Below are 18,659 nucleotides of genomic sequence, written 5' to 3'. Positions count from 1 at the left end.
CTAAGGAGTAAAATCAGCTTCTGCCAAATTCACTCCCTTTAAACTATTTTATCCTGTAACTTCCTCAATCTTATTATAAGGAAAAAACTTCTGAAATGCAATAACTCCTGCAAAAATAGCAAATCCCAGTAAATCAGTTGGCCCACCTGGTTTAATAAGAAGCAGAGCAGAACCCAGCATAAATATCCTCTGGAGTATATTGCTTTTTCGCAAAAACCAGCCTTCATTTGCAGATGCAAGTGCAATAACTCCAACAAGTGCTGTTAAAGTAACAGTAATTATTCCCATTGGTGTGCTGTTTAATCCCAATAAAGCAGGACTTAAAACAAACATATATGGAATTAAAAAACCTGCTGAAGCCATTTTAAATGCCTGATAACCAGTTTTGTTAATATCTCCTCCGGAAATACCTGCCGCAGCAAAAGCAGCCAGTGCAACTGGAGGTGTAACATTAGCCATCATAGCGAAATAGAAAACAAAGAAGTGTGCAACCATTGGTTGAATCCCAAGTTCTCCCAGGGCTGGTGCAGCCATTGTAGCCGTGAGTATATATGCTGGAATTGAAGGCATACCAAGTCCAAGTATAATACAGGCAATCATTGTAAAGAAGAGAGTTAATAATAAGTTTCCACCTGACCAGCTAATTATAGCTCCAGCAAGTTTGGAACCAAAACCTGTTCTGGTAGAAACACCAACAATAATACCAACCACAGCTGTTGCGATAGCAACTCCAAGAGCATTTAAAACACCTATTTTTAATGCTTCCATAATTTTCATTGGTGTCATTCTGGTTTCTTTTTTAAACCAGCTTACTACTATAGTAGAAACAATAGCAAAGAAAGCTGAATAAGTAGGAGTATAGCCATTAACAAGAAAATAAACAAGTATAATTAAAGGAATAAATAAATAACTTTTTTCAACAAGCAATTTCTTTAGATTTGGAACCTCATCTGCATCCATCCCTCTTAAATTCTTTTTAGATGCTCTAAAATAAACCATTGTTACTGCAGCAATATAATAAAGCAGTGCCGGAATAATAGCAGCATAAACAATATTTATGTACTTTATCCCAAGTGTCTCTGCCATAATAAATGCAGCTGCACCCATAACCGGCGGCAAAAATTGCCCTCCACAGGAAGCTGCAGCTTCAACACCACCAGCAAATTCAGAAGAATATCCTATTCTCTTCATAAGTGGGATTGTAAAAGCTCCAGTAGTTACAACATTTGCAACTGCTGCTCCATTGATAGATCCCATAAGACCACTGGAAATAACAGCAACCTGAGCAGGACCCCCTTTACTCTTACCAGCAATCGCAATCGCAAGGTCATTAAAAAAGTCTCCCACACCAGACTTAAGCAAAAATGCTCCAAAGATAATAAATAAAATCAAATACTGTGCTGAAACACCAACAGCAATACCATAAATACCTTCAGTTGTAAGGTACATATACTCCATGATTTCACGGAAGGCAAAACCTCTATGTGCCAGTCTCCCTGTCAGCAAATTTCCATACATAGAATAAATCAAAAAAACCACGGCAATAGATGGCAGTACATTACCCATTACTCTTCTGGCACCTTCAATTACCAAAAGCAGTGTGATTGTTGCTACAACAATATCTGTGTCCGTCGGCATCCCGGCACGCCAGACAAGTTCCATATAATTACTAGAAATATAATATATTGAATAAAAACTAAGCCCTACTAAAACAATATCAATTATTTTTACATATAATTTTTTGCTTTTATTAAATGGATATAATATAAAAATCAAAATTAAAACTACACCAACATGAATTGCCCTGTGTTTTAAAGCCACAGGTGTTCCAAATCTTGAGGTGTATAGATGATAAAGAGCCAATCCAACAGCAATAACTGTAACTAAAATATTGGTATATTTATTTAAGTCTCTTTTTTTGGAATCTTTATCAATTTGTTTCTGTCTTTTATCTTTTTTAATATCAGACATATTTCCCCTCCTTAATTATCGCAAAACTTATTTACTTAATTCAAATTTTATTTTAGCCCAGTTTTCGCTTAGTTCAACTAAATTTATTTTTTCATCATTTATAATTAAATAATGAGGAGATATAGACGAAACTATATAATCTAATGTTTTATATTTAATATCTACACTATCATAGATAAAATAACCATCTTTTATCTCAAATTCCCAGTCATCTGGCAAAACTGATGGAACACCAGGGCCAGTTGATGGCACTCTTATTTCTCTCAAGATCATTTCCCCATCTTCACTTACTTCAAATAAGTCATCCCAGGGTTCTAATTCACTTGAATGTATAAAAGTAACAATAAATTCAGAACCTACTTTAACTGGTATATTCATTAAGACTTCCCCTGAACCTTCAGTTAATCTAAGATGATAATCTGACTCAGCAGAAATATTTAAGCTAAATAGTACTGTTATAATAATTGCTATAAAGATAATATTACGTTTTTTAAACATATTAATTTAAAGTGGGACGGCACTGCCATCCCACCTGTATCCTCCTTTTTATTCTAATAAACCTTTTTCTTTATAGAATTTCTCTACACCTGGGTGTAGGTCAAGGGTCATTCCTTCTAATGCACCTTCTAATGTAATCATTTTGGCAGCATTGTGATATCCATAAAGTTTATCCAGGTTATTGAACATAACAGATACTAAATCATATACAACATCTTTGTCAAGATCTTTATTAACTAACATATAGTTTTTAAGACCTAGAGTTTTTACATCTCTATTGACACCTTTATATGTTCCAGCAGGAATAGCTGTAGAAACATAAACAGGGAAACTCTCTCTCATCTTATTTACTGTTTCTTCACTAATTGTAACAATATCGATATCCTGAGTTGTTGCTAATTCTGTAATAGAAGCAATTGGAAGTCCACCAGTCAGGAATGCAGCATCGATATTTCTATTAGAAAGCTGTTCACATGATTCTGCATAACTTAAAAAGTCAGCTTTACCTAAATCATCATAATCCATACCCCGAGCAGCAAGAATTCTTCTTGCATTCAGTTCAGTACCACTACCAGGAGCACCAACTCCTACACGCTTACCTTTCAGATCAGCAATTGTTTTAATACCACTACCTTTTGTAGTAATTACCTGAACAAAGTTAGTATGTGCGGAAGCAAAACCTCTTACATTTTTAAGCGGCTGACCTTCAAACATAAGAAGACCTTCTTTACCATAGTAACAAACATCACTCATGGCAAAAGCCAATTCAGCTTTATTTTCGTTGACCATTCTATTATTAATTACTGAAGCACCTGTAGAAGCAACTGATACATTAATACCATCAATATTGCTGTTCCAGATTTCAGAAAGACCAGTAGCAATTGTGTGATATGGTCCACCTGTACCACCAGTAGCAATTGTTAACTGAAGATCCTGAGCCTGTGCTGTAAGAGCAAATAGCAAAATAAAAAGTGTCATTGAAAGTACGATAACTTTAAAATTAGTATTTTTAAACATTTTTTTCCTCCTTAGGATTATTGTATATTCATTTTGCCTTTTACGTTAAAAACCTCACCCCTCTCCTTGTTTTGTAATTTTAGTTTTTCAACTTCATTATAAAGATAATGAAAAGATTTTGTACAATGATATTATAACATCACAGCTATAAAATTGAAATAGCATTTGACACCGAGCAGCAAAACAAATATACTTCAAACAGTATATTTATTGGAAAATTAATACAATCTTAAATTTTTTAAATATTATAATAATTACACCCGTCAGTCAAATAAAAGTTTAAATTCATCATTCTAATTCAAAAAATCCTTTAAATTAGCTGTTATAATTTTTTCTGCGCGAATTTTGTGATTGAAAGCCAGTTCTGCCGCTTTTTCTGCCTCACGTTTTTTTATTAGATTAAATATATTCACATGTTCTTCAGAAGCATTTAAAAATCTATCTTTATCTTTAGAAAAAGATATATGAGCATATCTCAAATGCTTACCTTCAATATTTTGCAGTGTACGCAGAAAAAGAGTGTTCCCATAAAGTCTAACAATTTCCATATGAAATTCAACATTAAGTTCATTATAGCGGTACAGATACTGTTCTGATATGTAGTCATCTCTGCTTCTCTTTTCGCGCTCCAGTCCACTCCTTATTTCACTTACAATTTGCTCCATCCTGCTCAGCTGACCCTTTTTCCATTTTTTTGCAACATCTATAATCGCTTTTGCTTCTAAAACTCTTTCTATTTCGTAAATATCCTTTAATTCACTTATAGAAAGTTCGCTCACCTTTACTCCACCACTCATATTTCTAGTAACAAACCCCTCAAATTCAAGCATTTTTATTGCTTCTCTCAGAGGTGTTCGACTCACCTGAAGTTTTTCCGAAATATCCTGTTCTATTAACCTTTCACCAGGCGGCAGATCCATCTTTATAATCGCATACTTTAAAGTCTCATAAACAATATCTGTAGTTGATCTTCTCTTTTGCTGAATAGGTTCCATCATAAGCCGCCACCTCTCACTATTTTTCTTGTTTTAAAAATATAGGATGATTGAATTCTTGTATTGTTGTATACAATTAAATGCTATCACAAATATTTTTAATTGTCAAATAACTTACAGATTTTACTGCTAATTTAAGAAAAATTTCTACTTAATAAAATTGATGTAATATATTTTCTAAAAATTTTATAAAAATTTATGATTTTCAATATAGGTTATCTATTTATATCTATTTTTTCTATTTCACCAGTTAAAACATTGATTAACAGCAGTTTATTTATTAATATATCTGGTTTTTCAAGTACAATTTTTACGGCCTCAACAACCTGATAATTTGCAGTAATAGATACTGCCGGAGATATTACTGCAGGTTTTTTATCATTTTCAGCACCTGCAAATACATCTTTTAAAAGTGCAGTTTTACCTGGAATAATGTTCATCACCTGGCCAAACCAGCCTTCTATGCCGCCGTGGATCATCGGAATATTGTTTTCTACTGCAAGCTCTTCTAATATGAAACGGGAAGTAAAATTATCAAACGCATCCATTATTATATCAATATCCTGTAATAAATCCAAATTTTTTTTAATTTTTTTCCGGCAGGGTATAATTTCTGTGTCAAGCTCAAAATTATTTAAGAACTCTGCAGCCACATCTACCTTGTATCTGCCAATATCATTTCTACCATAACAAATCTGACGGTTAAGATTGGAAAGTTCTACCTGGTCATAGTCATATAAATATATTTTATTGATACCCAAACGCTGAAACTGAACTGCCTGATTGGTACCAAGTCCACCTGCTCCTGCAATCATTATATTTAAATTTTCAAGCCTTTTTTCTTCTGTTTCTGATAGAATATCTTTCTGTCTTGCTAGATAATTTTTCATTTAACCACCTGCTGCTGGAGGAAATAATGTAACTATATCTCCATCGTTAATTTTAGAATTGAGTTTATCAATATGAAAAATATTCTGCCCATTGATTAAGATTATGGAGCCGGGAGTAATAGTTCCTCCCTCCAGCAATTTTTCACTAAAATACCCATCAAAATCCTCGTCGAGCTTCTTAAGAAGATCTGACACTGTAATGGACGAATTTATTTCATACTCTATTCCAGATGTTTTTAAGTTTAATTTAAATAAAGAGTAAAACTTAACTTTTACAGACATTTTATTTCAGTCCTAACTCCTTTTATTTTTATCAGTTATATAGTTAACTTTTCTCCAAACACATATTTTTAATATTTAAACCTTCTATATAAGTATTTCTCTAATTTACCACCAAATCCTTCTCAATATCCCATTTTTTTATATAATAATCTTTTACTTTAAATGTACTAAAATTATGTGCAGGTTTATTTTCTGATTTTTAATCTTTTAAATATCAGTTTTTAAAATTTCATTACAGCACTCTACCAGTACTGTGAATTATTAATTAAAAATTTCAAAATATCCTCTCCTCTCCACTGTATATATTCATCCTCTGTCCTCTACAAAATCCCACCAGAGTTAAATTTCTGTCTTCTGCCATCTCAACAGCCGATAAAGTTGGTGCAGAGCGCGAAATAAGAAAGGATATTCTGCTCCTTAAAATTTTCAAAACCATTTCTGAAGATATCCGGCCACTTGTAAATACTAATTTATTGCTCAAATCAATTTTATTTTTAAATGCTCTGCCAATAATTTTATCAAGAGTATTATGTCTGCCAATATCTTCTGCTGTAAAAACGATTTTCCCATGATCTGCCAGTGCGGATATATGAGTTCCTCCTGTTTTAGAAAAATAATCTGCTTTTTTATGCATATCTGCCATTAGAGCAGCAATTTTTTCTGCTTTAACTCTAAAATCATTATTTATTTTTTCAGCTTCTGCACAATCTTTTAAACTGCTGAAAGTTGCTCCACCCCCACAGCCAGATGTTAGGGTTCTTTTTTTAAATAAATTAAAGTTAACTTCTTTTTTCAGCCTAACCTGTGCAGCTGTTCTATTCATCTTAAACGAAATATCTTCTATTTCATCAGCATTATTAATTAATGATTCTGATATTAAAAATCCAATAATCAGCTCTTCTAAATTTTCCGGAAGGCACATCAGTGTTAAAAGTTCATAATTATTGACAAAAATTGTTAGTGGTCTTTCCATTATAATATCGTCTTCTATTTTTTCGAATTTTTCTGACTTATATTTTAAAATTTTTTTCTTTTTCATCAAATTAAAATGAAGGGGTTTACTGTTCATAAAATCTCTCCTAAATATCATATTTCATTTGACATTATCAATTTATTTATTTTAAAATTATCGTAAACTAATTTTTCTGGTTTATTATTTATTCTATAAAAATACACAAATCCCTCCTACACCGGTTTGAGAAATAGAAGGGATAAAATTAAATATTATAAATCAAATATAATTTTTTAAACTTAGTTTTCTTCTCTTAATATACTGATTAATTTACTTTATTTATTATATTACCTTTCAGCCAGCTGTCTATATTATTAAATACTATTTCAGCTCTATTTAAAAATGCTTCTTCGGTTGCAAAGGCGACATGTGGTGTTAAAAGTGTATTTTTAGCATTTTGCAGTGGATGTTCTAATGGTATAGGAGGCTCCATTTCAAAGACATCTATCCCAGCTCCAGCAATTCTTCCTTCGTTTAAAGCATCTGCCAGTGCCTTACTATCAATTATAGGACCTCTGGCTGTATTTATAAAATAGGCACTTTCTTTCATTAAGTCAATTAATTTTTTATCTATTAAACCTTCAGTTTCACTGGTATGAGGTATATGTATAGAAATAATATCGCTTTTTTTAAATAATTCTTCCAGCTCAGTATATTTAAGACCCAATTTTTTAGCCTCTTCCTTCTCACTTCTATTATATCCCAGCAGATTCATACCCAGAACCTCTGCAATTTCAGCTACTCTGAGCCCTATACTTCCTGTTCCCACTATCCCCAGTGTCTTACCCTTTAATTCATTACCGATAAGCCCTTCTCTTGTCTCAGCTGCTTTAACAGCACTGTGGCACTGGTTCATCTTTCGACTTAAATTTATCATCATCCCCAGGGCCAGCTCTGCCACTGAATCAGTCGAATAACCAGGAGCATTGGAAACAGCAACCCCATTTTCTGCACAGGCATCAAGATCCACATGATCAACACCGGTAAAAGCTACTGATATATACTTTAACTCAGGCAGAGAATTGATTACTTCTGCAGGAAAAGGCAAATTTGTTATTATAACAGCATCTGCCCCTTCAGCTCTTTCAATGATCTTCTCTTTATCTTCAACCCGGCTGTCATATTTTACAAATTTATGACCTTCAGCTTCAAGCTTTTTCCTGTATTCAGCAAGCACTTCATCTCCAACAGCCAGCGGTTCTAATAAAACTATCTTCATAATATTATTCACCTCTGATAATTGATTTTAATTTTTCAAATAATATACTGTACTCATTACTAATATCAATATTAGAAACTGCAGTATTATCAGTATTAATAGTTATCGGAATATTATTATTAAAACATTCAACAGAATGTTTTTCCAGGTCTTTTTTCTACATATTATTTTCAAAACATACGAGTTATTACAACTCCAATAAGACCGGGGCCAGCATGAACAATCATAGCCGGACTTATTTCTCCCAGTATGCTTTCTTTTACATTCGACAGTTCAGCAAACTTATTATACAATTTTTCAGCTTCCTTTTCAGCCGCTGCATGCATTACATCAACAAAATAACTGCCTTCTTTTAACCGGTTTTTAGCTATTTCGAACATTTTCTTTAGAGCCCGTTTTTTTCTTCTAACTTTATCAAAGTTAAAATATTCTCCATCTTCATCAATTGAAATTATAGGTTTTATATTAAACAGCTCCGCCAGTGTACCCTGTACTTTGCCAATACGTCCACCCTCTTTGAGATACTTAAGTGTATCAACAATAAAGAAAAGATCTATTTCCTCTTTTTTAGCTTCGACCATTTCAACAATTTCAGCAAAACTTTTTTCACCTTCAGAAATCAGCTTCTGTGCATAAAGAACAAGTCTCCCCAGTCCCATAGAAAGCATTTTAGAATCAATAACCGCAATTTCCATATCTTTCATCTGCTCTGCAACCATTCTACAGTTGCTGTAAGTTGCACTAAGTCCACTGGAAATATGAATAGAAATTATTTTTTTATAACCTTCAGCCTTCAGCTTCCTGTAAAGTTCTTCTATTTCTCCAGGGCTGGGCATTGAAGTAGTTGGAATCTCTTCATCCATTTTTCGGCAGACTTCCTCTGGTTCAATATCTATTCTATCCTGATACTGTTCTTCTTTATATATAATTTTCAGTGGAAGAAACTTAATATTTAGTTCATCCAGCATTTCCCGGGAAAGATCGGCAGTGCTGTCAGTTACCAAAGCAATTTTTTTCTCCATTATTTTCTCCTTTTTAGTTAGATTTTATAAATTCTATTATGCAGCTGTCCAACAGCAGATTTAGCAGATATTTTTAAGACACAAACTCAATTATTCATCTGCAAGATTATCGAAATATCCAGATATAAGTATAATCGGTGTTCCCTTATCTCCACTTCCGCTCACAAGATCACATAAACTCCCCAGTAAATCTGTCAGCCTCCTGGGAGTTGTACCCTGAGATTTAATGTTTGCCCTTAAATCATCTTCTTTGCCTTTTATTTCCTCTTTCATCGCTTCCAAAAGTTTTTCCCCTTCAAGATCTTTTAAATCATTATCTGCCAGATATTTTAATTTCACTTCAGATGGAGTTCCTTCCAGACCTTCTGTATAAGCCGGAGAAACAACCGGATCAGCCAGCTCCCATATCTTAGCAGCTGGATCTTTAAAAGCTCCATCCCCATAAATCATAACTTCCACATCTTTACCGGTAATATCTTTCAATCTTGCCTGTACATCATCCACAAATTTCTGCCCCTCACGAGGAAATAATTTCAGTTCAACATCTGATGCTTTGTTTGATCCTAAAAGCCCATATTCTTCATTATAACCTTTTCCTTTATCTTCAGTACAGATGTCATCAAGGCCAAGTACAGTTTCTGCTCCCTTTTTTTTCAAAATTTCTTTTGTTCTCTTTCTTGTATGTATATCAGCTGCCAGAACATCTTTAGTATAATCCAGTATTTTTTCTGCTCTATTTGACAGAATTATTTCTATTTCTGTCTCAGATGCTATTTCTTTATATAAATCTATATAATTAACACCTGTAAAGGGGTGTTCATAATCTGAAAAGTATTTATAAAATTCGTCTTCAGTAATTGTATCAGAATAAGGATTAATCCCTCTCCTGTAAATTTCATTTTTATCAACAAGCGGATTTCCAACTTCATCATTTGGGTAGCTCAACTGAAGATATATCTTTTTATGACTTCCTGCAATCCCCTTTAAAATCATTGAAAATCTGTTGCGGCTTAAGATGGGAAAGACAACGCCAATACTGTCAGAAGAAAAATGTTCGTTTATTTCTGCAGCAATATCATCAATATTAATATAGTTACCCTGAGCCCTTGCAACTAAAGACTCTGTAATACCAACAACATCTTTATCTTTAATTTTATAACCCTCTTCCTGCCATGATTTCTGCAGAGATGAAACAACTATCTCTGCCAAATTATCACCTGATTTAATTATCGGTGCTCTTATACCTCTAACCTGTGTACCAATAGTTCTCATTTAATTTTCACCTCTTAAATTTTTGCATTTTATTAAAGATGGTACGGATTTATTATAGCAAACTTTAGGCCGAGAGGCAATTATATAGAAAAAGGAGTTCCCCAAAAATTATTTTTAAAGTTGCAAAAAAGTGATTTCGTCATAAACAAAATTTTCCTAAATCTTCCTTTTTTACAATTTAATTTAAAAATGAGGAAACTCCTTTAAAATTAATTATTACGCAGTGTTCTCAAAATTTCTTCTAATTCTTCTCTGCTTATTTCTCCATCTGCATATCTTTCTCTGGCTATTTCTTCAGCTCTATCATTTTTTCTAGGCTCAATATATTTATCTTCTCTATACTGCTGACTTCTATAGTCGTCACGTTTATCATCATAGCCATTACGATTATCTTTGCTATTTTGAACCAGAAAATATACTACAGCTCCAATAAGCACAACCCATATTATCATCATAAAACTTCCTCCCCACGGCATATAGCCCATATGACCAAATCTATACATAATAATCACAACCCTTTAAATTTAATTTGAGTATTTTACTGTGCTTTTATTATAATAGGAAATTGTGAAGAAAATATGAATTTTAGGAATTTATTTATCTCAATTGATTTTTTGTAACTATTTGATTTGTGCAAATTATATTTCCATTATTTTTTTAAGGTTTTCTGTGTTAAACTCTTTAATTACAATATCTGCTGAATCCAGATTCTGAAAACTGCTGTTTCTCTGGCTAAATGCCACACACTTCATTCCAGCACTTCTGGCTGCTTTAACTCCATGTTCAGAATCTTCTATAACAAGGCAGTTTTCCGGTTCAACTCCGAGTCTATCGGCTGCTTTTAAAAATATATCAGGTGCTGGCTTACCATTTTTAACCGCATTTCCGTCTATATAATCTTTAATATATTTGTCTAAAGCAAATTTTTTATATACAAGCTCTATTATTTTTGCATGTGAGGAAGATGCAATTATCATTTTAAAATCATTTTTTTTAAAAAACTCAAACCAGTCTTTTACACCAGACATTAATTCCAGGTCACTTTCTTTTAAGCCTTTATAAAACATCTCTACATGGTTTTCCATAATTTCTTCTATTTTATGTTCTTCATGTAGGTCATATTTTTCCATAAGATCAGTCCACATTTCAAAAAGTGGAACACCAACATAATTTTCGATTTCAGATTCACTTAAATAAATATCATATTCCGCAAAGACTTTTTTGTCCATTTCTTTATAAAGTGGTTCTGAATCAATAATTACTCCATCCATATCAAAAATAACTGCTCTTGTCATTTTTTATCACCTTAAAATTTATTTATTTCTATCTCTTTGATGAGATTTTTTAGATTTTCTAAATTTATTCTTGCTGTATCTTTTTCTAAAGCATTTGCAACACCACAGGCATTTGCAAATTTAAGCATTTCTCTAATATCTAAATTTCTTATAATTGAAGATGCAAAACCAGCTACAACACTATCACCTGAACCTGTAGCATTTTCAACTTTAATCCTAGGAACTTTAATCTGAAAATTACCTTCTTTAGAAAAATAATACATACCTGCCTTACCCAGAGAAATTGCTACATTATTTGCTCCCATCTGACGCAATTTATCTACTGCTTTTAATATATCATCTCTATCTATCAATTTTATTTTAGTAATGTTTTCTATTTCTTCCTGATTTGGTTTTATTAAATAAGGACCTGCATTTATAGCTTCTATAAATGCATCACCGCTTGTATCGAGTATTACTTTTTTATCTGCTTTATTAGCTATTTTTATTAATCTGGCATAAAAATCCGACTCTATACCTGATGGCAGACTGCCTGAAATAGTTATTAAGTTAAATTTATTTAACTCTGATTTGAAATTATCGAGAAAAAGTTTTTTCTCTTCTTGAGAAATAACCGGGCCAGCTTCCAGAATCTCCATAGTATTATTTTTTTGATCTATAATATTAAGACAGGTTCTTGTTGCCCCTTTAATTTTAGTACATTTATTATTTATATGCAAGGACTTCAGCCTTTCGGAAATAAAGTTTCCTTCTGCACCTCCCAGAAATCCAAATGCTTTTACTGATTCACCAAGAATTTTGAGTACTCTGGATACATTTATTCCTTTCCCACCTGCAGTTACTCCATAATTTGAGCTTCTTTTTACTGAATTTATAGATATTATATCGATATTATATCTCCTATCTACAGCTGGATTTAAAGTAACTGTAGCAATCATTTCAATACTTCCGCCTTATTCTTGCTGCCACATAAAATTATTTTTTCTTTAACTAATTCTTTCATTTTCTCTTTACCTGGTTTAAGATATCTGCGGGGATCATTTGCATCTGGTTTTTTTGCAAAATAAGTTTTTACCCCTTCCGAAAAAGCAATTTTTAGTTCTGTAGCTATATTAACTTTTGTAATTCCTCTGGCGATAGATTTTTTTACATCTCTATCTGGCAGATCTGAAGCTCCATGTAGAACAAGAGGAATATCTATATTTTTTCTTATTTTTTCTAAGCGGGAATAATCAATTTTAGGTTCTTTTTTATAAAGGCCATGTGCAGTACCGATTGCAACTGCAAGTGAATCAATACCTGTTCTTTCTACAAAATCAACTGCCAGATTCGGATCTGTAAGCTGTGATTCTCCTTTTTCAATGATCAGGTCATCTTCCTGACCGACCAGTTTACCCAGTTCCGCTTCAACACTCACATCATAGCGTCTGGCAAATTTAACTACTTCTTTAACTTTTTTAACATTTTCTTCATAGGGAAGTTTAGAAGCATCAATCATAACTGATCTACAGCCCAATAAGATGGATTTTTTAATATCATCTATATTTTCATGATGATCAAGATGATAAACAAGTGGTATATCTACTTCTCTGGCAGCTGTTTTCATTATATTTGTTAAAAAGTTGGCCCCAGAAAACTTTATTGTAGCTGGTGTTGCCGCCAGAATTATCGGCGATCTCAATTCATCAGCAGCTTCAATAACAACCTTGGTTGTCTCCAGGTTATGGATATTAAAAGCTGGTACTGCATAATTATTTTTCTGTGCATCTAATAGTAAATTTCTATTTGATAAAATAAACATTTTATTCCCCCTTATATAAATTTTTTGCTTATATATCTGAATTATAAACGATTTGACCATCAACAACAGTCAAATAAATATTTAAGTTATCATCAATAACTGTTAAGTCAGCATTTTTTCCTTCACTTATACTACCTATATTATTTTGAAGTCCAATTGCTTTTGCTGGAACCAAAGTTGCAAACTTAACAGCTTCAAACAGATCTATTTCTGCTGCATCTTTGATATTTAAAACAGCATCTTTCATTTTTAAAGTGCTACCGGCAAGAGATCCACTTTCTGTCCTGGTAATTCCTTCTTCAACTTTTACACTTAATTCTCCCAGCTTATACTGTCCATCTTCAAGTCCTCCTGCACGCATACAATCACTCACAAGATAGAGTTTTTCTTTACCTTTTAGTTTATACAAAATTCTTATAACTGCAGGACTGACGTGTATTTTATCTGCAATTAATTCAGCAAATATTTTATCTGAATCCATAACAGCACCTGCAGTACCTGCTTCACGGTGATGCATTCCTCTCATCCCATTAAATGTATGAGTAGAAATCACAGCACCTTTTTCGATGGCTGCTTTAGTCTCTTCATAACTGGCATCTGTATGAGCAATTGCTGTTTTAATACCTTTTTCTTTAAGATACTCTACTGCAGCTAATGCATTTTCTTTTTCTGGTGCTAGAGCGATAACTTTTATCAATTCACCATATTTTTTAAGCAGTTTGTCTATTTCTTCAATTTTTATTTCTCGCATAAATTCTACTGGATGTGCACCTTTGTGTTCTTCTGTAAGATATGGTCCTTCTAAATAAACACCCAAAATTTTTGCACCCTCTAATCCATTTTTTTTCGCTAATTCAACTGTCTTTACAGCATTCTCTATTTTTTCCAGTGGGGCCGTCAAAGTTGTTGCCAAAAAAGAAGTTACCCCATTTTCGCAGAGATAATTAGATATCTCTTTAAGTGAATCATAATCACCATCCATTACATCATAACCTGCTGCACCATGAATATGAAGATCAATCAAACCTGGAATAATAATTTTATTTCCCAGGTCTTTTACCTTAATATCACTTTTCATATCTTCTTTTCTGACTATTTTTTTTATTTTTTCTGATTTTATTAGAAGAGCATAATTTTCTAATATTTCTGATTCTGCCAATATTTTTTTAGCTGTTAAATAATAGCACATCATTTTGACCCTCCCTGATTAAACTCAAAATACTTAATAGCAGACTTTAATTTTTATCAACTTTAAATTCCATCTTCATTATTAACTTCAGCACTGGATTCTTTTTTCTTCATCGTAAAAGTTTTAATCTGATTTTTACCAGTCTTAACCGCCTCATCTTTGAGTTCTTTTAGGCTTAAGTCATTTCTCTTAAACAATATTTCCATTAACATCGGAACATTTGTACCGGCAATTACCTCAGCATTTTTTTCTTTAAGTGATATTTCTACAGATTTTTTAAAAGGAGATGCTCCTGCAATATCAGTAAAAATTAAATAATCATCACATTCTAACTCTCTCATTTTCTGTCTTATATTTTCTGCCAGGTTTTCGGTAGATTCTTCTTCTAAAAAGTTTACAACAGCAAGTTTATCTTGTTTCCCTGCAATTAGTTCAATTACAGAATTAATACCTTCAGCAAATTTTCCATGTCCTATTATCATTATACCTGTCATTTTTTACCTCCATCTGATTAATATATGGGGAGCTGCAGCCCCCCATATCCATTAATCCTATAATATTCCTAGATATTTTCCACCAACACCAATTATAACTGTGATTCCGATCAATTTTAGCGGGGACCATCCCTTTTTAAGCAGCCAGTACATTAAAAGGGCATAACCTAAAGGAAGCATTTTAGGCATTGTTTTATCAAGAACATCTGTCTGTAATGCTACACTTGCTTCTCCTGCATTAATAACTAGAGTAGTTTTTAAATTAATATATGATGCAATAAGAGCTCCAACAACAGAAAGTCCAACAATACTTGCTGCCTTAGAAACTTTTTTGGTGTTTTCTTTTAATTTTGCAATAGATTTAACACCTGTCTTATATCCATAATGCATAAGTCCGAATCTTAAAACAAAATAAACTATATTAAACATAATCAAAAATACTATTGGACCTGCAATACTACCTTCAATAGCAAGTGAAGCACCTATACCTGCACTGATAGGTAATAGTGTCAGCCAAAATAAAGCATCACCGATTCCACCTAAAGGACCCATTGTAGCTACTTTAATACCACGAATAGTTTCAATATCATTTTTCTTCTCTTCCATAGCAGCAATGATACCCATAATAAATGTTACCAAAAATGGATGTGTGTTAAAAAATTCCATATGCATTTTCAATGATTTAACAAGATCTTCTTTTTTCTTATGTATTTTTTCTAAAGCAGGTGCCATACTAAAAAGCCAGCCAGCTGCCTGCATCCTTTCATAATTAAAAGATGCCTGTAAGAAAAGAGAGCGCCAGGCCATGCGGTTAAGGTCACTTTTACTAAGACTTACATCTGTACTCTGATCACTATATTTTGTATCTTTTTCTTTGTTATTAGATGCCATCAGTTATTACCTCCTTATTACCTGGGGGAGTCTGATCATTACTTTTATTTATAAAATAATCATAAAGAGCAATAGATGTTCCCAGCAGAGCTACCGCAAGTATGGGTAATTCTAAATATGCTACAAGTACAAAACCTAAAATCAAAAATCCAGCATACTCTTTTTTGAGCATTATTTTTAGCAGTAAAGCAAAACCTATAGCAGGCATCATACCTCCAGCTAACGAAAGTCCATCAATAAATGTCTGGGGAAGCATGCCAACCATTGCTTCAGCAGCATCTGCTCCAAAATATACAGGTAAAAAAGCAACAATAAAATAAGATACAAATAAAATAGAGATTCCGAAATAATTAATTTTTGCTATTCCTTTTAAATTACCTTCTTCTGCAAATTCGTCTGCCTTATGCATAACAGGAGAAAATGCTGTAAATAGTAATGTTATTCCTGCTTGTGCAGCAACAGCAAAAGGTACTGCCACCCCCACTGCAACACTTGGGTCCTGATTTGTCAGAATTGCAAAAGCGGCTCCAATAATACCACCAATAACAACATTAGGTGGTTGTGCTCCCGCAAGTGGTGCCATACCCATCCAGACAAGTTCTAGCATACCGCCAGTAACAAGTCCTTTCTGAACATCTCCTAAAATTATACCAACTACAAGACCTGTTACTACTGGTCGATGAATATGAGTCAGACCATTAAAAAGATCAATTCCAGCAATTCCGGCCCATAAAGCTATTAATAGCGCTTCTGTTAACATAAATCCTGCCTCCTTTTAAATTTATTTATATAAAATACAGCAAGTGGATTATTTGTTACTAAAGTAAATCTAAAATATTCTGCCCTTTTTCATCTGGTACTCTTCTTAAATCAAGCTTAACTCCTAATTTATTTAATTCTTTAAAAACTTTTTTGTCATCTTCTGTTACTGAAACTGTAGTTGAGATCTGTTCTTTTCCTTCCTCATAATGCATATTACCAATATTCACTTCCTTAATTGGAACTCCACCCTTAACAAGAGTAAGTACATCTTGAGGTGTTTCTACAACCAGAAATATCTTCTGCCTATCTGCAGCATTATGAATTACATCAATTGTTCTCTGCAGAGTAAAAAATCTGGTTTCAGTTGATTCTGGCAGAACCATATCCATCAAATTCTGTCTTACTTCATCTTCTGCCACTTCATCATTAGCAACAAGTACTAAATTAGCTCCAAGGTGATTTAACCAGGTTACACCAACCTGACCATGAATAAGTCGATTATCAATTCTTGTTAACAAAATATTTGGCATAATTATTCCTCCTTTTAAGGAGTTTCCCCAAAATTTATTTTCAAGCTACAAAAAGGGGGCTTTAATCATCAACGAAATTTTTAGATTTATCTAAAACTCAATTCGGGTGTGAAATAGGGCACACTAATCAATGAGTCCTCCTGACTCATGATTAGCTCACTCCATCCTGCAGTTCAACCCTATTTCTTCCTTCATTTCGTTAAGATTCATTGACTAAAAATTTCAATATTCCTGCATCTCCCCTTTTTGCAGCAGTATATAAAAAATGGGGAAAGTCTATCTCCTTTTAAATTGATTTTTTAATATATGGGTGAATTTTAACACCCTTTACCACTCTATTGACACTTCCATCTGGACTGGGATTATCAGGGCAAATTCCGTGTTTTAGCGATTCCAGCAGAGCAAGAACCTGTGCATATAAAATATAATTTAGTGAATTAAACGATTCATCAATTTTATTGTTGTCAAGTTCTATAAAAACAGAATAATCACTTATTTTTTCAATTTCCGTATCTTTTTTTCCTGAGATAACAAATGTTTTATAGCCATCTTTTTCTACAGCCAGCTCTCTAAGTAAATCCATTTCATATTTTCTGGCATGTTTATTACTGGGAAGAAAGAAAACAATTAATGTATTTTTATCAATAATTGATTTAGGACCATGACGAAAACCAAGTGGTGTATCATATCTGGTGATTATTTTCCCGGCACTTAACTCCAGAATTTTTAAAGCTGCTTCTTTTGCCAGACCATGGAAAGAATAACTTCCAAGATAAATAATCTTTTGAAAGTCTGATGCAGATAACTCTTCTATAATCTCTGTGTTAGTTAATATATTTTTTGCATTTTTGATTATTGTTTCTATCTCATCTAATTTTTCATCCACATTTTCCAGATTAAAGAGCAGTAATGTGCTTAAAAGCATTGAAGTAAAACTGCTTGTCATTGCAAAACCTTTATCATGTGATTCTTCAGGTAATAAAATCAATTTAGTTTTTTCACTACCAGCATTCTGGGCCAGCTTACCATTCTGGTTACAGGTAATGATAATTTGATAAAGATTATCCACAAGATCTTCTGCCAATTCAACAGCAGCAACACTTTCCGGGCTGTTTCCAGAACGGGCAAAAGAAAAAAGAAGTGTTGGAGTGTCTTTATCAAGATATATTTCTGGATAACTTACAATATCAGTTGTATGAACTGATTCTACTTTTACACCTTTCAATACTTTTTTAAGATAAGGTATTAAAGTATCTCCAATATAACCAGAAGTTCCAGCTCCTGCAAAAATAATCTTTAATTTTTCTTCCTTCATAACTACTTTTAAAAAACTACTGAGTTCATCTTTTTTATCTATAATTATAGAGAGAGTTTCCTTCCAGACAGTTGGCTGCTGAAATATCTCTTCTGCAGTGGTTAATCCTCCTCTATTTTTAAGTTCTTCCTTTGTTAATCCAAAAAAGCTCTCCATATCCTTCATCCTTTCTTATAATTATATCATGTTATCATTACCAGTTAA

20 protein-coding genes are annotated in these 18,659 nt (G+C 32.8%); all 20 read right to left on the bottom strand.

Annotated elements, in window-relative coordinates:
- Positions 1-48: 48 nt before the first annotated feature.
- The 20 genes from DER71_RS04345 to DER71_RS04250 all read right to left on the bottom strand — a co-directional run bounded on the left by DER71_RS04345 (position 49) and on the right by DER71_RS04250 (position 18,611).
- Positions 49-1,971, bottom strand: a complete 1,923-nt coding sequence (locus DER71_RS04345) for a TRAP transporter permease (RefSeq protein ID WP_114457847.1) — start codon at positions 1,969-1,971, stop codon at positions 49-51.
- A gap of 27 nt (positions 1,972-1,998) precedes the next feature.
- A complete protein-coding gene (locus DER71_RS04340) occupies positions 1,999-2,349 on the bottom strand; it encodes a DUF1850 domain-containing protein (protein ID WP_158531718.1) in 351 nt (116 codons plus the stop codon).
- A 168-nt stretch (positions 2,350-2,517) separates the two neighbouring features.
- Entirely contained in the window at positions 2,518-3,486 is a 969-nt protein-coding gene (locus DER71_RS04335; RefSeq protein ID WP_114457849.1) for a TAXI family TRAP transporter solute-binding subunit, read from the bottom strand.
- A 293-nt stretch (positions 3,487-3,779) separates the two neighbouring features.
- A complete protein-coding gene (locus tag DER71_RS04330) occupies positions 3,780-4,484 on the bottom strand; it encodes a GntR family transcriptional regulator (RefSeq protein ID WP_114474345.1) in 705 nt (234 codons plus the stop codon).
- Between the two features lie 212 nt (positions 4,485-4,696).
- Positions 4,697-5,371, bottom strand: coding sequence for a HesA/MoeB/ThiF family protein (locus DER71_RS04325; protein ID WP_114457851.1), 675 nt, complete (start codon positions 5,369-5,371; stop codon positions 4,697-4,699).
- On the bottom strand, positions 5,372-5,653 hold the full coding sequence (locus tag DER71_RS04320) for a MoaD family protein (RefSeq protein ID WP_114457852.1): 282 nt from the start codon (positions 5,651-5,653) through the stop codon (positions 5,372-5,374). It lies immediately after the preceding gene.
- A 274-nt stretch (positions 5,654-5,927) separates the two neighbouring features.
- Positions 5,928-6,722, bottom strand: a complete 795-nt coding sequence (gene fdhD, locus DER71_RS04315) for a formate dehydrogenase accessory sulfurtransferase FdhD (protein WP_114457853.1) — start codon at positions 6,720-6,722, stop codon at positions 5,928-5,930.
- A gap of 208 nt (positions 6,723-6,930) precedes the next feature.
- Positions 6,931-7,884 (bottom strand): 2-hydroxyacid dehydrogenase, encoded by a 954-nt coding sequence (locus tag DER71_RS04310; RefSeq protein ID WP_114457854.1) that lies wholly within the window; start codon positions 7,882-7,884, stop codon positions 6,931-6,933.
- Between the two features lie 170 nt (positions 7,885-8,054).
- Positions 8,055-8,906 (bottom strand): DegV family protein, encoded by an 852-nt coding sequence (locus DER71_RS04305; RefSeq protein WP_114474344.1) that lies wholly within the window; start codon positions 8,904-8,906, stop codon positions 8,055-8,057.
- A 90-nt stretch (positions 8,907-8,996) separates the two neighbouring features.
- Positions 8,997-10,178 carry a coenzyme F420-0:L-glutamate ligase gene (locus DER71_RS04300; RefSeq protein ID WP_114457856.1) on the bottom strand — a complete coding sequence of 394 codons (1,182 nt, stop codon included), beginning with the start codon at positions 10,176-10,178 and terminating at the stop codon, positions 8,997-8,999.
- 209 nt (positions 10,179-10,387) lie between these two features.
- Positions 10,388-10,633: an SHOCT domain-containing protein gene (locus DER71_RS04295; RefSeq protein ID WP_233486990.1), complete on the bottom strand. Its 246-nt coding sequence runs from the start codon at positions 10,631-10,633 to the stop codon at positions 10,388-10,390.
- Positions 10,634-10,816: 183 nt separating this feature from the next.
- Positions 10,817-11,473, bottom strand: a complete 657-nt coding sequence (locus DER71_RS04290; protein WP_114457858.1) for an HAD family phosphatase — start codon at positions 11,471-11,473, stop codon at positions 10,817-10,819.
- 11 nt (positions 11,474-11,484) lie between these two features.
- Positions 11,485-12,411: a 1-phosphofructokinase gene (gene pfkB / locus DER71_RS04285; protein WP_114457859.1), complete on the bottom strand. Its 927-nt coding sequence runs from the start codon at positions 12,409-12,411 to the stop codon at positions 11,485-11,487.
- Positions 12,408-13,274 carry a tagatose-bisphosphate aldolase subunit GatY gene (gene gatY / locus DER71_RS04280; RefSeq protein WP_114457860.1) on the bottom strand — a complete coding sequence of 289 codons (867 nt, stop codon included), beginning with the start codon at positions 13,272-13,274 and terminating at the stop codon, positions 12,408-12,410. The genes pfkB and gatY overlap by 4 nt, the downstream gene beginning before the upstream one ends.
- 28 nt (positions 13,275-13,302) lie before the next feature.
- Entirely contained in the window at positions 13,303-14,463 is a 1,161-nt protein-coding gene (gene nagA / locus DER71_RS04275) for an N-acetylglucosamine-6-phosphate deacetylase (RefSeq protein ID WP_114474343.1), read from the bottom strand.
- Positions 14,464-14,525: 62 nt separating this feature from the next.
- Positions 14,526-14,957, bottom strand: coding sequence for a PTS galactosamine/N-acetylgalactosamine transporter subunit IIA (agaF, locus tag DER71_RS04270; protein WP_114457862.1), 432 nt, complete (start codon positions 14,955-14,957; stop codon positions 14,526-14,528).
- Between the two features lie 57 nt (positions 14,958-15,014).
- On the bottom strand, positions 15,015-15,848 hold the full coding sequence (locus DER71_RS04265) for a PTS system mannose/fructose/sorbose family transporter subunit IID (protein WP_114474342.1): 834 nt from the start codon (positions 15,846-15,848) through the stop codon (positions 15,015-15,017).
- Positions 15,838-16,608, bottom strand: coding sequence for a PTS N-acetylgalactosamine transporter subunit IIC (agaW, locus tag DER71_RS04260; RefSeq protein ID WP_114457864.1), 771 nt, complete (start codon positions 16,606-16,608; stop codon positions 15,838-15,840). Before agaW ends, DER71_RS04265 begins: the two co-directional genes overlap by 11 nt.
- 58 nt (positions 16,609-16,666) lie before the next feature.
- Positions 16,667-17,140, bottom strand: coding sequence for a PTS N-acetylgalactosamine transporter subunit IIB (gene agaV, locus DER71_RS04255; RefSeq protein WP_114457865.1), 474 nt, complete (start codon positions 17,138-17,140; stop codon positions 16,667-16,669).
- A 286-nt stretch (positions 17,141-17,426) separates the two neighbouring features.
- Complete coding sequence (locus DER71_RS04250; protein WP_114474341.1) at positions 17,427-18,611, bottom strand: SIS domain-containing protein; 1,185 nt, start codon at positions 18,609-18,611, stop codon at positions 17,427-17,429.
- Positions 18,612-18,659 lie beyond the last annotated feature (48 nt).

The organism is Halanaerobium sp. DL-01 (assembly GCF_003338615.1).
Taxonomy (GTDB): Bacteria; Bacillota; Halanaerobiia; order Halanaerobiales; family Halanaerobiaceae; genus QPJE01.
This window is presented reverse-complemented; position numbering and strand designations above follow the sequence as displayed.

Excerpts from the sequence above, each read along its gene's own strand:
- DER71_RS04345 (WP_114457847.1), bottom strand. The coding sequence starts at position 1,971 with ATGTCTGATATTAAAAAAGATAAAAGACAGAAACAAATTGATAAAGAT.
- DER71_RS04340 (WP_158531718.1), bottom strand. The coding sequence starts at position 2,349 with ATGAATATACCAGTTAAAGTAGGTTCTGAATTTATTGTTACTTTTATA.
- DER71_RS04335 (WP_114457849.1), bottom strand. The coding sequence starts at position 3,486 with ATGTTTAAAAATACTAATTTTAAAGTTATCGTACTTTCAATGACACTT.
- DER71_RS04330 (WP_114474345.1), bottom strand. The coding sequence starts at position 4,484 with ATGATGGAACCTATTCAGCAAAAGAGAAGATCAACTACAGATATTGTT.
- DER71_RS04325 (WP_114457851.1), bottom strand. The coding sequence starts at position 5,371 with ATGAAAAATTATCTAGCAAGACAGAAAGATATTCTATCAGAAACAGAA.
- DER71_RS04320 (WP_114457852.1), bottom strand. The coding sequence starts at position 5,653 with ATGTCTGTAAAAGTTAAGTTTTACTCTTTATTTAAATTAAACTTAAAA.
- fdhD (WP_114457853.1), bottom strand. The coding sequence starts at position 6,722 with ATGAACAGTAAACCCCTTCATTTTAATTTGATGAAAAAGAAAAAAATT.
- DER71_RS04310 (WP_114457854.1), bottom strand. The coding sequence starts at position 7,884 with ATGAAGATAGTTTTATTAGAACCGCTGGCTGTTGGAGATGAAGTGCTT.
- DER71_RS04305 (WP_114474344.1), bottom strand. The coding sequence starts at position 8,906 with ATGGAGAAAAAAATTGCTTTGGTAACTGACAGCACTGCCGATCTTTCC.
- DER71_RS04300 (WP_114457856.1), bottom strand. The coding sequence starts at position 10,178 with ATGAGAACTATTGGTACACAGGTTAGAGGTATAAGAGCACCGATAATT.
- DER71_RS04295 (WP_233486990.1), bottom strand. The coding sequence starts at position 10,633 with ATGATGATAATATGGGTTGTGCTTATTGGAGCTGTAGTATATTTTCTG.
- DER71_RS04290 (WP_114457858.1), bottom strand. The coding sequence starts at position 11,473 with ATGACAAGAGCAGTTATTTTTGATATGGATGGAGTAATTATTGATTCA.
- pfkB (WP_114457859.1), bottom strand. The coding sequence starts at position 12,411 with ATGATTGCTACAGTTACTTTAAATCCAGCTGTAGATAGGAGATATAAT.
- gatY (WP_114457860.1), bottom strand. The coding sequence starts at position 13,274 with ATGTTTATTTTATCAAATAGAAATTTACTATTAGATGCACAGAAAAAT.
- nagA (WP_114474343.1), bottom strand. The coding sequence starts at position 14,463 with ATGTGCTATTATTTAACAGCTAAAAAAATATTGGCAGAATCAGAAATA.
- agaF (WP_114457862.1), bottom strand. The coding sequence starts at position 14,957 with ATGACAGGTATAATGATAATAGGACATGGAAAATTTGCTGAAGGTATT.
- DER71_RS04265 (WP_114474342.1), bottom strand. The coding sequence starts at position 15,848 with ATGGCATCTAATAACAAAGAAAAAGATACAAAATATAGTGATCAGAGT.
- agaW (WP_114457864.1), bottom strand. The coding sequence starts at position 16,608 with ATGTTAACAGAAGCGCTATTAATAGCTTTATGGGCCGGAATTGCTGGA.
- agaV (WP_114457865.1), bottom strand. The coding sequence starts at position 17,140 with ATGCCAAATATTTTGTTAACAAGAATTGATAATCGACTTATTCATGGT.
- DER71_RS04250 (WP_114474341.1), bottom strand. The coding sequence starts at position 18,611 with ATGGAGAGCTTTTTTGGATTAACAAAGGAAGAACTTAAAAATAGAGGA.